Source organism: Flavivirga sp. 57AJ16, assembly GCF_028736925.1.
GTDB lineage: Bacteria > Bacteroidota > Bacteroidia > Flavobacteriales > Flavobacteriaceae > Flavivirga.
On record NZ_JAQZAT010000001.1, the window covers coordinates 403,965 to 419,373 of the forward strand.

General features: G+C 35.1%; 12 protein-coding genes. 7 read left to right on the top strand and 5 right to left on the bottom strand.

The features are described from left to right. Window positions 1-459: 459 nt before the first annotated feature. The 4 genes from PQO00_RS01650 (at window position 460) to PQO00_RS01665 (ending at window position 7,023) form a co-directional block, all read left to right on the top strand. Entirely contained in the window at window positions 460-3,300 is a 2,841-nt protein-coding gene (locus tag PQO00_RS01650; RefSeq protein WP_274183080.1) for a TonB-dependent receptor, read from the top strand. A 12-nt stretch (window positions 3,301-3,312) separates the two neighbouring features. After that, window positions 3,313-4,929, top strand: a complete 1,617-nt coding sequence (locus PQO00_RS01655; protein WP_274183081.1) for a G-D-S-L family lipolytic protein — start codon at window positions 3,313-3,315, stop codon at window positions 4,927-4,929. A 167-nt stretch (window positions 4,930-5,096) separates the two neighbouring features. Further along, the gene (atpD, locus tag PQO00_RS01660) at window positions 5,097-6,605 is read left to right on the top strand and encodes a F0F1 ATP synthase subunit beta (protein WP_274183082.1); all 1,509 of its coding nucleotides are present in this window, start codon (window positions 5,097-5,099) and stop codon (window positions 6,603-6,605) included. Between the two features lie 139 nt (window positions 6,606-6,744). Beyond that, a complete protein-coding gene (locus PQO00_RS01665) occupies window positions 6,745-7,023 on the top strand; it encodes a F0F1 ATP synthase subunit epsilon (RefSeq protein WP_274183083.1) in 279 nt (92 codons plus the stop codon). Window positions 7,024-7,089: 66 nt separating this feature from the next. On the opposite strand, the gene PQO00_RS01670 is transcribed toward PQO00_RS01665, so the two are convergent. The 5 genes from PQO00_RS01670 to fbp all read right to left on the bottom strand — a co-directional run bounded on the left by PQO00_RS01670 (window position 7,090) and on the right by fbp (window position 11,640). Continuing rightward, window positions 7,090-7,644 (bottom strand): GNAT family N-acetyltransferase, encoded by a 555-nt coding sequence (locus tag PQO00_RS01670; protein ID WP_274183084.1) that lies wholly within the window; start codon window positions 7,642-7,644, stop codon window positions 7,090-7,092. A gap of 5 nt (window positions 7,645-7,649) precedes the next feature. After that, entirely contained in the window at window positions 7,650-8,090 is a 441-nt protein-coding gene (locus PQO00_RS01675; RefSeq protein ID WP_274183085.1) for a LexA family transcriptional regulator, read from the bottom strand. Between the two features lie 4 nt (window positions 8,091-8,094). Then, entirely contained in the window at window positions 8,095-8,736 is a 642-nt protein-coding gene (locus PQO00_RS01680) for an SGNH/GDSL hydrolase family protein (RefSeq protein WP_274183086.1), read from the bottom strand. Window positions 8,737-8,819: 83 nt separating this feature from the next. Further along, on the bottom strand, window positions 8,820-10,076 hold the full coding sequence (locus PQO00_RS01685; RefSeq protein ID WP_274183205.1) for a Y-family DNA polymerase: 1,257 nt from the start codon (window positions 10,074-10,076) through the stop codon (window positions 8,820-8,822). A gap of 556 nt (window positions 10,077-10,632) precedes the next feature. Then, complete coding sequence (gene fbp, locus PQO00_RS01690) at window positions 10,633-11,640, bottom strand: class 1 fructose-bisphosphatase (RefSeq protein ID WP_274183087.1); 1,008 nt, start codon at window positions 11,638-11,640, stop codon at window positions 10,633-10,635. Between the two features lie 123 nt (window positions 11,641-11,763). On the opposite strand from fbp, the gene PQO00_RS01695 reads away from it, so the two are divergent. From PQO00_RS01695 to PQO00_RS01705, 3 genes are read left to right on the top strand one after another with little or no spacing between them, the layout of a single operon-like run. Beyond that, window positions 11,764-12,243 carry a GNAT family N-acetyltransferase gene (locus PQO00_RS01695; protein WP_274183088.1) on the top strand — a complete coding sequence of 160 codons (480 nt, stop codon included), beginning with the start codon at window positions 11,764-11,766 and terminating at the stop codon, window positions 12,241-12,243. Window position 12,244: 1 nt separating this feature from the next. After that, entirely contained in the window at window positions 12,245-13,495 is a 1,251-nt protein-coding gene (locus PQO00_RS01700; RefSeq protein ID WP_274183089.1) for an aspartate kinase, read from the top strand. 22 nt (window positions 13,496-13,517) lie between these two features. Then, on the top strand, window positions 13,518-15,347 hold the full coding sequence (locus tag PQO00_RS01705) for a lysophospholipid acyltransferase family protein (RefSeq protein ID WP_274183090.1): 1,830 nt from the start codon (window positions 13,518-13,520) through the stop codon (window positions 15,345-15,347). Window positions 15,348-15,409 lie beyond the last annotated feature (62 nt).

Sequence of the window (15,409 nt, forward strand, 5' to 3'; positions counted from 1 at the left end):
GATGATTAAGGTATAATGATAATATTCAGAACTCATTTAAAGTTTGTGAATTATACCATTTTTGCTTTAAAATGACTTAAATAAAATACAGTCACTTTTTGTTTAGGCAAAAAAAAGCAAGCATAACCTCAACTACGGTCAATTTTATTTTAAACCATAAGCGAAAAAGAACCTGTTTTAGTGGGTCATTTTTTATATAGGTAAATACTTTTTAATTGCATAAACATCGCTACGGAATTAAAAAGGACAAAATATAGCTAAAAAAGGCCCCTTTTTTAGTCAATTGAAAAAATTCAAATAAGTTCTCAATAAATCTTTACTTTTTTTGCACATAAACCAATTTATAACACAGTTTTTTGTTAAAAAATACTATGCATGCATACTTTTTTATATTTTTATATTGAAGTAACATTTAATCTTTTTATATTGTTATCTAAAATATAAACTAATTCTTACTAAATGAAGACAATTTTATCAATTTTAATGTTGTTGTTTTGTGGTTTATCCTATTCTCAAACAACTATTTCTGGATCTGTTGTAGACGATAACAATCAACCCATTCCTGGAGTTAATGTTATTATTATTGGTACATCAACAGGTGTTGTAACAGATTATGATGGTAATTTCTCTCTTACTTTAAACCAAGCCCCCCCGTTTAGCGTTCAAGCAAGCAGTGTAGGTTTTGAAACCGTTACTAAAGAAGTAACGTCAAATAATCAAACTTTAAGTTTTATTCTCAAAGAAGGAACTTCGTTGGATGAAGTAGTCATTTCTGCCTCGAGAACTCCAGAACGGATCTTTGAATCGCCCGTTACCGTAGAGCGTTTTGGGTTAAAAGCAATTAAAAATACAGCTTCCTCAGATTTCTACGATGGGTTAGAAAATTTAAAAGGTGTAGATATTAATACAAATAGTTTGACCTTCAAATCTATTAACACAAGAGGTTTTGCAACGTTCGCAAATACGCGTTTTATGCAATTAGTAGATGGCATGGACAATGCTGCACCGGCTCTTAATTTTCCTTTAGGTAATTTATTGGGAATGGTAGAAACAGATGTATTAAGCGTAGAGCTCTTACCGGGAGCTGCCTCAGCACTATACGGTGCTAATGCCTTTAATGGGATACTATTTATGCGAAGCAAAAACCCTTTCGATCATTCGGGTATAAGTGCATATTACAAACAAGGCATTACCTCCCAACAAGCAGCTGGCGATAATGATTATAAAGATTATGGTATTCGGGCAGCCCACAAATTCAGTGAAAAATTTGCCGCAAAAGTTAATTTTAGCTACTTACAAGGAACCGATTGGGTCGCTAATGACACCAGGGGCAAAGATCGAAATACTTCTTTCGTAGAAAACAATAGCACTAGAGAAAATGATATAGATTATGATGGTGTAAACATATATGGTGATATCGCTTCGATTAATATTAAAACGGTTGCTGATAGGCTAGCTGCACTAGGGAGACTCCCTAATCCCGATTTGGCTAATTTGGTACCTTCTGTAAGTGTGAGTAGGACAGGTTACGATGAAGCGGATTTAACAGATTATGATGCTAAAAGTATCAAAGCGGATTGGGGTTTATATTTTAGACCCTGGGAAGATGATTTTGAAATTCAATATGTAGGTAAAATAGGCTCTGGGTCTACCGTATATCAAGGCTCTAATAGGTACTCCATAAAGAATTTCTTTTTACAACAACACAAATTGGAAATAAAAAATGACCATTTTTTTCTTAGGGGCTACATAACTGCCGACAATGCAGGTGACTCCTACGATATGGTATTTACAGGTGTGAATATAAATAGACAATGGAAAGCAGATGAGGTTTGGTTTGGTGAATATACAGCTGCTTTTATAAGTGGTACATTGGCTGGATTAAATGCAAATGAAGCACATGCGAGTGCAAGACAAGCAGCAGACACTGGAAGATTTGAGCCTGGCACCCCCGAATTTAAAAATGCTTTTAATACCGTAACCAACGATCCGGATGTATTAACGGGGAGTAAATTTAGAGACGAGTCTAAAATCTATCATTCTGATGCAAACTATAACTTTAGTCATTTAACTGATTTTGCCGAAATTCAAGTTGGAGGATCCTACAGAAAATATGTTTTAAATTCGTTTGGCTCCATTTATACCGATAAATTAGGGGAAATTCCATATTCTGAAGTTGGTCTATATACGCAGCTTCAAAAGAAATTTTTAGAAGATGACCGCTTAAAATTGACCGCATCGATACGTTACGACAAATCAGAACTTTTTGATGCATTTTTCTCCCCAAGATTATCCGTTGGTTATAATTTAGGAGAAGACAACAACCATAATTTAAGGGCCTCTTTTCAAACAGGTTTTAGAAACCCAGATACTCAAGCCCTATACATTGGCTTTAATGTAGGAAGCATTATTTTACTTGGTAGTGCTCCAGATAACCCTGAAAGGGATTTAAGAACGGTTAGTGGAGATGATATTTCGACCACTGGGCAAAGCATTATTGGTAATAGTTTTGATTATGATGGCACCGGTGCTTATAACAACTCATTTACAAGAACTTCGGCGGCGGCATTTGCAGCTTCCCAAAACCCAGCAGATTTAAAAATAGCCAATCCTAATATCGTAAAACCAGAACAGGTGAGTTCTTATGAAGTGGGTTATCGAGGCAAACTAGATAAAGTGATTATAGATTTTAGTGCGTATTTAAACCAATATAAAGATTTCATTACAACTGTAGATGTTGTTAATCCATATTATGGCGATGTGCAATTAACACAAACAGCCCCAGTAAATGGTACTCCAACACCATTAGCTATCATTGCCCTGGCCAATAGTGACTTTCAAGCGTATAGAGCTTACACAAATACAACGGCAGATGTTAATTCCTATGGTGCTGCTTTAGGCGTGACAACTAAAATATTTGGAGACTACGATTTAGGAATGAACTACACGTATGCAAAATTAGATTTTGATCGTGATGCCAATCCAGATTTCCAAACAAACTTTAACACACCCGAACATAAGTTAAAAGCCTCTTTCGGGAATACAGACCTATTTAAAAACTTTGGCTTTAACGTCGCTTGGAGATGGAGCGACAACTATGTTTGGGAAGCTACCTTTGCTACGGCAGAAGTTCCTGCTTATCACGTTTTAGATGCACAAATAAACTTACGCGTACCATCCTTAAAATCAACATTTAAAGCAGGTGCTTCCAATCTTTTAGGCGATGAGTATTTTACAGCTGTGGGAACAGGTATGATAGGCTCACAGTTTTACCTTTCATGGACCATTAATAACTTATAAAAAAAGATCATTATGAATATTAGATATATATACCTTTTTGTCTTGGCTTTCGTTTTTTTTGCTTGCGACGAAGACGATAAGATATTACCAGGAGCAGTCATATTACCAGAATTAACAGCGGGTTCTGCAGACTTTTCAAATTACGTAGCTGTAGGAGCCTCATTTACGTCTGGTTTTACAGATGGTGGTTTATTTATAGCTTCACAAGAAAATTCATTCCCAAACATTTTATCAAAAGAATTTGCAAAAATAGGAGGGGGTACTTTTACACAACCTTTAATGAATGATAATACTGGGGGCATTCTAGTAGGCGGCAATGTGGCAAGAGGTTATAGGTTGACATTTAACAGCAACATCCCTGGACCACAACCGTTAGATGCTTTTTTAACAGGGCTGGGAGCTCCGGTTCCTCCTATCACCACTGAAGCGGGTGTAAATATTGGCAGTGATTTTAATAATTTTGGAATTCCTGGTGCTAAAAGCTGGCACCTCGTACTGCCTGGCTATGCTAGCCTAAACCCTTACTACGCACGTATGGCATCTGCTCCAACAGCTACTGTTTTAGCCGATGCCATGTCACAAAACCCTACATTTTTTACCTTATCTGAAATTGGAGGTAATGATGTGCTAGGTTATGCTACCTCTGGTGGAGATGGATCAAATTCAATAACACCTTCTGCCGGAGACGCCGGAGTTGGTTTCGATGAAACATTTAACGCCTTAGTTGCCACCTTAACTTCTGAAGGTGCTAAAGGCGCCGTAACGAACGTGCCTTATATTACAGATTTACCCCATTTTACAACAGTACCTTATAATCCTTTGGATCCAACAAATCCCGATTTTGGCCCTGAAATCCCTACCCTTAACGGTATTTTTGGTCAATTAAATCAAGTATATGCTTTTCTTAATGTACCAGAACGCTCCATTGTGTTCTCTACAACAGAAGCTAGCGCTGTTGTTATTAAAGATGAAACTTTAGCAGATTTATCCGTTCAAATTGCTACTGTTCTAAACAACAGCCCTGCATTTCCTACTTTCGTACAATCATTTGGTTTACCTGCCGAGGCAGCACCCCTTGTAGCAGATTTATTAGGGCTTACCTATGGTCAAACTAGACAAGCTACCGAGGGCGACTTATTTGTTTTACCAAGTAGTGCTATTATTGGGACCGTAAATGAAGATAATGTACAGGCACTGGTAGCACAAACTTTGCCTTTGGCATTGGCAGGACAGTTTTCGGTTGAAGGCATTACACTTCCATTAGCAGATAAATGGGTATTATTACCAAGCGAACAAGCAGAAATAAAAATGGCAACAGACGCATACAATGTAACTATTGCCGCTGTTGCAAGTTCAAATGATAATATTGCTTTAGTAGATTTAAATAGTATTCTTAGCGAAACTGCAAGTACGGGCATTAATTTTGATGGCTTCAATCTCAATGCAGATCTGGTTACAGGTGGTGCTATAGGACTCGATGGTATTCACTTAACAGCCAGGGGCTATGCGCTTATGGCAAACAAATTTTTAGAAGCTATAGACAATGCTTTTGGATCTAACTTTATTGAATCCGGAAATGTTGCCAAAGCAAACGATTATCCCACAAATTACTCCCCTACATTACAATAATTTAAAATAAAAATGGCATTATAGAACACCTTCTAATAGAAGGTGTTTTTTTATTATAAAAAAGCTCAAAAAACAACTTTTATTTTCAATTAAAAAATATATCTTTGCACGCGAAAACTAAAACTGTTTTCACACAATTAAATCGCATAATATTAAACACATAAGTAATGTCTAAAGTTACAGGTAAAGTTGCACAAATAGTAGGTCCGGTAATCGATGTTGAATTCGGTGCAGGTTCAGAACTTCCAAAAATTTACGATTCATTAGAAATTAAAAGACCTGACGGTTCTTTATTAGTATTAGAAGTACAGTCTCACATTGGTGAAGATACGGTTCGTACAATTGCAATGGATTCATCTGATGGTTTAAGTAGAGGAACTGAAGTTACTGCTACGGGTGCGCCTATACAAATGCCGATTGGTGATGATGTTTACGGACGTTTATTTAATGTTATTGGTGATGCCATTGATGGTCTTGGAAATTTACCTAAAGCAAATGATGCTGGATTACCAATTCACCGTCAAGCTCCTAAGTTTGAGGATTTATCAACTTCTACTGAAGTTTTATTTACAGGTATTAAAGTCATCGATTTAATTGAGCCTTATGCAAAAGGTGGTAAAATTGGTTTATTTGGTGGTGCTGGTGTAGGAAAAACAGTATTGATTCAGGAACTGATTAATAATATTGCAAAAGGACATGGTGGTCTTTCAGTATTTGCAGGTGTTGGAGAAAGAACTCGTGAAGGAAATGACCTTTTAAGAGAAATGTTGGAATCTGGAATTATTCGTTACGGTGATGATTTTATGCATTCTATGGAAGCAGGCGGATGGGATTTATCTAAAGTTGATAAATCTAAAATGAAAGAATCTAAAGCAACTTTCGTATTCGGACAAATGAATGAGCCTCCTGGAGCTCGTGCTCGTGTAGCATTATCTGGTTTAACTATTGCTGAGTATTTCCGTGATGGTGCTGGTGAAGGTCAAGGAAAGGATGTATTATTTTTCGTAGATAACATCTTCCGTTTTACACAAGCTGGTTCTGAGGTATCTGCATTACTTGGTCGTATGCCTTCTGCAGTAGGTTACCAACCAACATTAGCAACAGAGATGGGTGCGATGCAAGAACGTATTACATCAACTAAAAGAGGTTCTATTACATCTGTACAAGCGGTTTACGTACCTGCGGATGATTTAACGGATCCTGCTCCTGCAACAACGTTTGCTCACTTAGATGCCACAACAGTATTGTCTCGTAAAATTGCTGAGTTAGGTATTTATCCTGCGGTAGATCCATTAGATTCTACATCCAGAATCTTAACTGCAGACATCTTAGGAAACGAACATTATGATTGTGCACAACGAGTAAAAGAATTATTACAACGTTATAAAGAATTACAAGATATTATCGCTATCCTTGGTATGGAAGAATTATCTGAAGAAGATAAATTGGCTGTAGGTAGAGCTAGACGTGTACAACGTTTCTTATCACAACCTTTTCACGTAGCAGAGCAGTTTACAGGTATACCAGGTGTATTAGTTGATATTAAGGAAACTATTAAAGGATTTAACATGATCATGGATGGTGAATTAGATCACTTGCCAGAAGCTGCCTTTAACCTTAAAGGAACTATTGAAGAAGCTATAGAAGCTGGAGATAAAATGTTAGCTGAGGCGTAGCCGAAGCTAATGCTGAATTTATTTCAGCATCTTTAAAAGAGCGTCTTTAAAGCATCTTTAAAGAGCATCTTTAAAATTGAATTTTCAATAAAAATTAAAGACCCTGAAACAAGTTCAGGGTACTAAAACGAGTTTTAGTATGTATTTAGAAATTGTATCACCTGAAGCAACCCTATTTAGTGGAGAAGTAACTAGTCTTGCTGTTCCTGGAGTTAATGGAGATTTCGAAATGTTAAATAATCATGCACCCATTGTATCTTTATTAAAAGAAGGTGTTGTTAAAATTTCAGGGAATATTGAATTAGATGAAGCCGTTCAGGACAAATTTACTAAAGGAGAAAAAAATACGACTTTATTAAAAATAAACTCTGGAACCATAGAAATGAAAGACAATAAAGTTATTGTTTTAGCAGACTAAATTTCTATTCATAAAATATATTAAAAACGCAAAGCAGTGCTTTGCGTTTTTTTATTTAACATCATTTTATATCCATTTCCAGATAATCAACTCCCAATCTTCCCCCCCTTCGGTATGCACATCCAAAATATTAAACCCTACAGCCCGATGTGCTTGAGAAGATCGGCTGTTTTTAGAATTAACTTCCGTAATCACTGCATCAAAATCTGACTCTAATTCTGTTTTAAAATACTGGTATAGCCCTTTAAAAACACCTTGCTTTCGGTACGCTTTGTCTATACAAATTTGCCCCATAATCAAATAACGAAGGGCCGATAAATTTTTAGAAACGATGATACCATCCATATATTCAAACATGGGTATAAGTGTAGGGACATCTTTTCTAAAGGCATTGAGCATACACAGGGCATAGCCTATAACTTTTCCTTTATGTGTAGCAATAACATGCGGGCAAGCATCGTTCATGCGCTTTAAAACATCAAAAGTGTGCTTTACAGAAACAAACCCTTCCGTTTTAATAGTATCATTAGATAATAACTGCTTAACATTAAGCTGTTGTAAATCTAAAATTTGCTGTAGTTCCCCTTCCGATTCAGCCCGTTTATAAACAATTTGCAACATGACTATTATACTTTTTTAATCACATTTGTAACAATGCCCCAAATAACAAAATCATTATCGCTCGTAATTTTGATTATTGGATAATTAGGATTCTCTGGCTGTAACCACACTTCATCCCTATCTACTTTTAAACGCTTCACTGTAAATTCACCATCTAAAAAACAGACTGCTATTCTATTATTTGCAGGTTCTAAACTTCTATCTATAACTAATAAATCATTATCATCTAATCCGGCACCAATCATAGACTGCCCGCTTACTCTCGCAAAAAAAGTCGCCTCCTTATTTTTAATGAGTTCTTTATCTAAAGACAAGCGCTGTTCCTTAAAATCTTCGGCAGGCGAAGGAAACCCTGCCGAAATTCCTGAGTCAATAAATATAGCTCCAGAATTTTCAGAAACTTTAGGCTTGAAAAAAGTAAGTCCTTGAGAAGCGGGAAGTATCATAATATTATTTATTTAAAGCTTTAGCAATTTCTTTTTGTATAATAGGTTCCATAATAGCATAGCCATCTTCATTTGGATGAACACCATCTTCTCCCAGCCCTTTTCTTAGTCCATTATTAGACACATCTACCATAGCAGAGAAATAGTCGACATAAACAATGTCCTGTTCACTTGCATAAGGCTCTAACAACATATTAAGCTCTATAATTTTTTTAGCTGGTTTTAGCCCAGGGTTCCAAGGAAAATCAAAAACTGGTAGGACTGAGCATAATAGGACTTTTATTTTATTAGCCTTTGCAAGCTCTACCATAGACTTTATATTGTTAAAAATCATATCTATTGTAGAAGGTCCCGTATTGCCTGCAATATCATTAACTCCTGCAAGTATGACCACTGCTTTTGGATGCAACTCAATGACGTCTTGCCTAAAACGAAGTAACATCTGTGGAGTGGTTTGTCCACCAATCCCCCTATTTATATAATTATTGTTATTAAAAAACCCATTATTGATTATTGACCACCCTTCGGTAATTGAGTTGCCCATAAATACAACTCTAGGTTCATTTGCTTCCAACGATACTAATCTCGCATTATCTTTTTGATATCGTCTTAAATTGGCCCAATCTTGAGCATATAATGTATGCATACTAAAAGTTGACAGTATTATACTTAAAATTAATCGTGAAAAACGCATCCTTGAATATTATTTTGTAAAATAGTAAAGTTTATTTACTTAACAACAATAATCTCATTAATATTAGTTGTATACCTTGGAGACAATCGTTCTTGCCGCATTTTCCAGGTGCGCTTTAAATCTTGACTTCCAAACTTGATCTTATAATTTTCATATTTAGCATTTAATCTGTCTATAGTATCCATCAATGGTCTATGTTTTGGATCTTCAGTTTCAAACAGATCCAATTGATGATTGCTTGTTGGAACCAAACCTGTTACAATAACCCCCGCCCGTTTATATTTTATTCCTTTTTTAAAAATTGAAGCTACACTATTTATAGCACAATTACTAATAGTTAAAGATGAATTGGTTGGGTATGGTAAACTTACCGCTTTACTTGCTCTATGCTGTTGTGTTCCCTTTTTATGCCTGTCACTACTCAAAACAACATAAATAATATGGCAACTAGAACCTTGTTTACGCAATTTTTCGGCACAACTTGTTGCAAACGTTGAAATACGTTCTTTAATATTATCTATATCAGAGTAAGTATACTCAAAGCTCCTGGTTGTTGCAATCGCTCTTTTTGTTTGAAATTCATCTAACTTTAATTTAGAAATTCCTTCCAAATCCTTTTTTAACTTCCATGCCGTTATTGAAAAATTTTTGCGTACCCATTCGTCTGGCAATTGAACAAAATCAAATGCTGTTATACATCCTTTTGCTTTTAATCGTTTTTGCAACCCACGACCAATACCCCAAACAGCTTCTAGCTTTATCCAATTTAAAGCTTTTATTCTTTTTTCTTCAGAATCAATCACATAAACACCTTTGGTTTCGTTTGGAAACTTACGGGCTATTTTATTGGCCACTTTACTCAAGGCTTTTGTTGGTGCAATCCCCACACAAGTAGGAATGCCCGTCCATTTTAAAATGCGCTGCCTAATCTGGTTTCCGTACTCTTTAAAATCGTAATTTTCAAAGCCTTTAAATTGTACAAACGCTTCGTCTATACTATACACCTCTACATTTGGGGTAAACTGTTCTAATATAGTCATGACCCGATTACTCATATCTCCATATAATGGATAATTAGAAGAATACACATGAATATTATTGGCCTTGCAAAAAGTTTCCCATTTAAAAATAGGGGCGCCCATAGGGAGATTTAATGCCTTAGCTTCATCACTGCGCGAAATAACACAGCCATCATTATTACTTAAAATAGCAATGGGCTTGTTGCGTAAATTAGGGTTAAAAGCACGTTCGCAAGACGCATAAAAGTTATTACAATCTACTAAAGCATACATAGAACTCATCTTGACTTTTACTATTTCCTAAAACCTGCCGGCAGGCAGGAATGGCTAAAATCCGTCCATATTTCGTTACTTTTCTTATCCGTAGCAATGCTATTGCTATGCCTTTCAAAAAGTGCCTCATCTGGACAAATTTTATCTCATTTTAGTTCTCTTAACTCTTATTATCATAAATCGGAGTTCATGAATCTTCGATTTCGGTTAAACATAAAAAGTCAAGATGAGTTCATAATAAATACACAGCAGCGAAATCGAAAGATCGCTAAGGTCCATTTTATAGTGAAATAGACAAGGAAGATTTTTTATATTTTGTGAGTTTTTATATATTTGTGTCTATATATTTGAAATATTTATATTACAAAAAAATATTTTTTCCTCCCAAATCTTACACTTACTAGTTTTCTTGATTTTATGGTGCTATTTAACCAAAAATAAATAATACGAATTATAAAAGTAAAGTTTTTTTCTAAAAAAAGTAAATTGCTGTTCCTAATTATTGTCCGCTAATAATTAGGACAATTAAAAAATGCGAACTTTTTAGTTCGCATTTTTATTTCGCTTTGCGCATAAATTCCTCAGCTTTATTGACCATATTCTTGCTTCCACAAATAAAGGGTACCCGTTGGTGTAATTCTGTAGGTTGAATATCCATAGTTCGAACAAATCCATCACTGGCTTTTCCATTGGCTTGTTCAGCTAAAAAGGCCATGGGGTTACATTCGTATAACAAACGTAATTTCCCTTTAGGGTTTTTTGAACTTTGTGGATATAAATAAATGCCCCCTTTAATCATGTTTCTATGAAAATCTGAAACCAATGATCCAATATATCTAGAAGTATACGGCCTGTCTTCCTCTTCTAACTGGCAATACTTAATATAATCCTTAATCCCTTGTGGAAAATGAATATAGTTGCCTTCATTTACAGAATAAATGGATCCATCCTTAGGAAACTGCATATCTGGATGCGATAAATAAAATGAGCCTATTGCAGGGTTTAACGTAAATCCGTTAACACCATCGCCAGTTGTATAAACCAACATAGTAGATGTTCCATATACCACATAACCGGCAGCTACTTGTTCACTCCCTTTTTGTAAAAAATCTTTAAGTGTTACCGGGGTTCCAACTGGCGTAACCCGCCTGTAAATTGAAAAAATAGTTCCCACAGACACATTCACATCAATATTTGAAGACCCGTCTAAAGGATCTATTAATACGACATATTTATTTTGGTGATTTTCATCCTGACTATTAATCGAGATAAAATCGTCTTCTTCCTCGCTCGCAATCCCACAAACAATGTTTCTATTGGTCAATGTTTGTATAAACTTATCGTTAGCATAAACATCCAATTTCTGTTGATCTTCACCTTGGACATTCGTATCTCCAACTGCTCCAATAATATCTACCAGCCCAGCTTTATTAACTTCATGGTTAACCACTTTTGCTGCTAACCTAATGGAATTGATAAGACTGGATAGTTCACCCGAGGAATATTTAAAAGATGACTGGTTTTCAATAATAAATTCTCCTAAAGTTTGTTTTTTATGAGACATAAAATGTTGGATTGGTTTGTGCAAATATCCACTATTTTTTAATGAACTACAACGTTTTCGTAAAAGATTAATGTCCATAAATAATCAACTTTAAGCTATATTTGAAATAATTATAATGATCCTATGAGTTACTCTATACGAAAAGCTACCAAAGATGATATGCCTCAAACATTTCTTTTAATAAAAGAACTAGCCCGTTTTGAAAAGGAAACCAATGCTGTAGAAATTACTGTAGAAGATTTGCAAGCGGATGGGTTTGGTGACACACCTAAATTTCAATGTTTTGTAGCTGAGGCAAACAATACCATCGAAGGTATTGCCCTAGTTTACAACCGATACTCTACATGGAAAGGGGAAACATTGCATTTAGAAGATTTAATAGTAAGTGAGCAAATGAGAGGTTCTGGCTTAGGAACTGCCCTTTTAAACGAAGTTATTAAATATGGTTATGATTTAGGGGTAAAACGGATCAATTGGGAGGTCCTTGATTGGAACGCGCCTGCTATTGCTTTCTATGAAAAAAAGGGCGCGCAGGTAAAACGTGATTGGGATGTTGTTCATTTAGACGAACAAGGGATTAAAGATTATATATCAAAATTATAACATGCAGATATTTAAATTTGGTGGCGCATCTATAAAAGATGCCGCAGGTGTAAAAAACATAGCTACGGTATTGCAAAAAGTGGGATACGCCAACACACTAATTATTGTTTCTGCTATGGGAAAAACAACGAATGCTTTGGAAACCGTTATCAAAAATTATTTTGAAAACAAACCCCAACTGCAAAGCTCTCTTCAAGAAGTTAAAAAATATCACCATATCATTCTATTAGATTTATTTGAAAACGAAAGCCATCCAGCTTTTAAAAAAGTAGCTGTTCTTTTTGATGAATTAAATAACTTCCTTACAACAAATAAATCACCAGATTACAACTTTGTTTATGATCAGGTAATAGGTTTTGGCGAATTAGTTTCAACAACAATAATAAGCGAATACTTAAACGCGATCAACATAAAAAATAATTGGATCGATGTTAGGACCCAAATTAAAACAGACAGTTATTATAGACGTGCCAATGTAAATTGGGAAGAAACACAAAGCTTAATAACTTCAATATTCAACAAAACTGTTTTAAATATTACACAAGGATTTCTAGGTAGCGATTCTAACAACTTCACAACAACACTTGGTAGGGAAGGGAGTGATTATACGGCAGCCATTTACGGATATTGTTTAAATGCCGAAAGTGTTACTATTTGGAAAGATGTTCCTGGCGTTTTAAATGCAGATCCTCGCTATTTTGAAAATGCCCAACTGCTAAATAAAATATCGTACAGAGAGGCTATAGAATTGGCTTTCTATGGAGCATCGGTCATTCATCCTAAAACAATACAACCACTACAAGGTAAAGAGATTCCATTATATGTAAAATCATTCTTAAACCCTGAAGCATCTGGAACAAGGATTGGGAAAAATGCTACTTTATATCCTATGATCCCTTGTTTCATTGTAAAGAAAAACCAAGTTTTAATTTCTTTATCTTCTTTAGATTTCTCATATATAGTTGAAGAAAATATTAGCGATATTTTCAATTTACTGCATCAATATAAAATGAAAGTAGATGTGATTCAAAATTCCGCTATTAGTTTTTCTGTTTGTGTAGATAATATTTTTAACAATCTTGATAAATTATTACAGCATCTAAAAGCAAAATTTAAAGTAACTTGTAACGAAAATGTATCACTTTATACCATTCGTCATTATAATGGAAATACCATTAATCAAATTGAAGCAGGTAAAACCGTGTTATTAAAACAATTAACTCAAGAAACTGTTCAAATAGTAACTAAATAAACAATTTAGTACATTTACACTCATGACCAAACAACAAAACACTGGGCTGGTAACCGCCAAAGAAGTCGCTAAAGCTATCCAATTAGGCAAATATGGGTTTATAGGTACTTTTATTGGTTGGGTTTTAATGAAAGTTCTTAAAATATCTACTCTAAATAGAATATACAAGCGCAACAAGCATCTTAGCGACTTGCCTTTTCTGGATGGTATTTTAGGGGATTTTCAGATTAAATTCGAAATTCCTGAAGAGGATTTAAAGCGCCTACCAAAAAATGGTGCTTATATTACTATTTCCAATCACCCTCTTGGCGGTATTGATGGCATACTACTTTTAAAGCTTATGCTTGAACAGCGAGAAGATTTTAAAATAATAGCCAATTTTTTATTGCACAGAATAGAACCTTTGAAACCCTACATTATGCCTGTTAACCCTTTTGAGGACAGGAAAGATGTAAAGTCCAGTATAGCTGGATTTAAAAATTCTATTTTACATTTAAAAAATGGCCACCCATTGGGTATTTTTCCGGCAGGTGAAGTATCGACGTATAGAGATGGTAAATTAGTTGTGGACAAGCCCTGGGAAGAGGCCGCCATGAAACTTGTTAAAAAAGCTGAAGTCCCTGTAGTTCCTATTTATTTTCATGCCAAGAACAGCAAATTGTTTTATAAGCTTTCTAAAATTAGTGACACCTTTAGAACGGCAAAATTGCCTTCTGAGCTATTAACCCAAAAAAGGCGTACTATAAAAGTTAGAATAGGAAAGCCCATTTCTGTTGCCGATCAAAAAGAACATACATCCCTTGATAGTTTTTCTGGATTTTTAAGACGAAAAACCTATATGCTATCAAATGCCTTCGAGGACAAATCGAAGATTCTTGATAACCTTTCATCTACGTTAAAGACACCTAAAATACCTAAGCGTATTGTGACTCCTGTTGATAATATGCTAATGACAAAAGAGGTGGAAGCTCTTACCAAGAATAATTTCAGGTTATTACAAAGTAAAAACTACGAAGTCTTTTTAGCAGAGCCTAAAAGCATTCCTAACATTTTACGCGAAATTGGACGTTTGCGCGAAATCACTTTTAGAGAAGTCGGCGAAGGAACGAATGAAGCAATAGATTTGGATACCTTTGATACCTATTACCATCATATGTTTCTTTGGGACAATGAAAGAAAGTTAATAGCTGGTGCTTACCGAATGGGCTTAGGATCTAAAATTTTTGAACGCTACGGTATCGATGGCTTTTATTTGCAGGATCTCTTTAGGTTTGAACCTGAATTACACAAAATGATGAGCCAGTCTATTGAAATGGGACGTGCTTTTATCATCAAGGAATACCAACAAAAGCCTATGCCTTTATTTTTACTTTGGAAAGGTATTGTACATACTACACTGCGTTTTCCTGAGCATAAGTTTTTGATTGGCGGCGTTAGTATTAGTAACCAGTTTTCTAATTTCTCAAAATCATTGATGATCGAATTTATGAAATCGCATTATTACGACCCATATATAGCACAATATGTACGTCCTAAAAAAGAGTTTAAAGTTATCCTTAAAGATGCCGATAAGGATTTTGTCTTTGATGCAACCGAAGCCGATTTAAATAAATTCGACAAGATTATAGACGAGGTAGAACCAGGTGCTTTACGTTTGCCTGTACTACTAAAAAAGTACATAAAACAAAATGCTCGATTAGTCGCATTTAATGTAGATCCATTATTCAACAATGCTGTTGATGGTTTGATGTATATTAAAATCGCCGACTTACCCGACAGTACTGTACGCCCTGTTATGGAAGAGTTCCAAGCAGAGTTGGAAAGTAAACTGGAGAATAATGGGGAAGCTTAAACCAAGTTATACTGCCCTACAAACTCCTTGAAATAAGTTTTTATTTCTTCTCGTGCTTTTAG

Bases quoted from the DNA above. Each gene is read 5' to 3' on its own strand.
- PQO00_RS01695 (WP_274183088.1), top strand. From the start codon at position 11,764: ATGAGTTACTCTATACGAAAAGCTACCAAAGATGATATGCCTCAAACA.
- PQO00_RS01705 (WP_274183090.1), top strand. From the start codon at position 13,518: ATGACCAAACAACAAAACACTGGGCTGGTAACCGCCAAAGAAGTCGCT.
- atpD (WP_274183082.1), top strand. From the start codon at position 5,097: ATGTCTAAAGTTACAGGTAAAGTTGCACAAATAGTAGGTCCGGTAATC.
- PQO00_RS01665 (WP_274183083.1), top strand. From the start codon at position 6,745: ATGTATTTAGAAATTGTATCACCTGAAGCAACCCTATTTAGTGGAGAA.
- PQO00_RS01700 (WP_274183089.1), top strand. From the start codon at position 12,245: ATGCAGATATTTAAATTTGGTGGCGCATCTATAAAAGATGCCGCAGGT.
- fbp (WP_274183087.1), bottom strand. From the start codon at position 11,640: ATGTCTCATAAAAAACAAACTTTAGGAGAATTTATTATTGAAAACCAG.
- PQO00_RS01685 (WP_274183205.1), bottom strand. From the start codon at position 10,076: ATGTATGCTTTAGTAGATTGTAATAACTTTTATGCGTCTTGCGAACGT.
- PQO00_RS01670 (WP_274183084.1), bottom strand. From the start codon at position 7,644: ATGTTGCAAATTGTTTATAAACGGGCTGAATCGGAAGGGGAACTACAG.
- PQO00_RS01655 (WP_274183081.1), top strand. From the start codon at position 3,313: ATGAATATTAGATATATATACCTTTTTGTCTTGGCTTTCGTTTTTTTT.
- PQO00_RS01650 (WP_274183080.1), top strand. From the start codon at position 460: ATGAAGACAATTTTATCAATTTTAATGTTGTTGTTTTGTGGTTTATCC.
- PQO00_RS01675 (WP_274183085.1), bottom strand. From the start codon at position 8,090: ATGATACTTCCCGCTTCTCAAGGACTTACTTTTTTCAAGCCTAAAGTT.
- PQO00_RS01680 (WP_274183086.1), bottom strand. From the start codon at position 8,736: ATGCATACATTATATGCTCAAGATTGGGCCAATTTAAGACGATATCAA.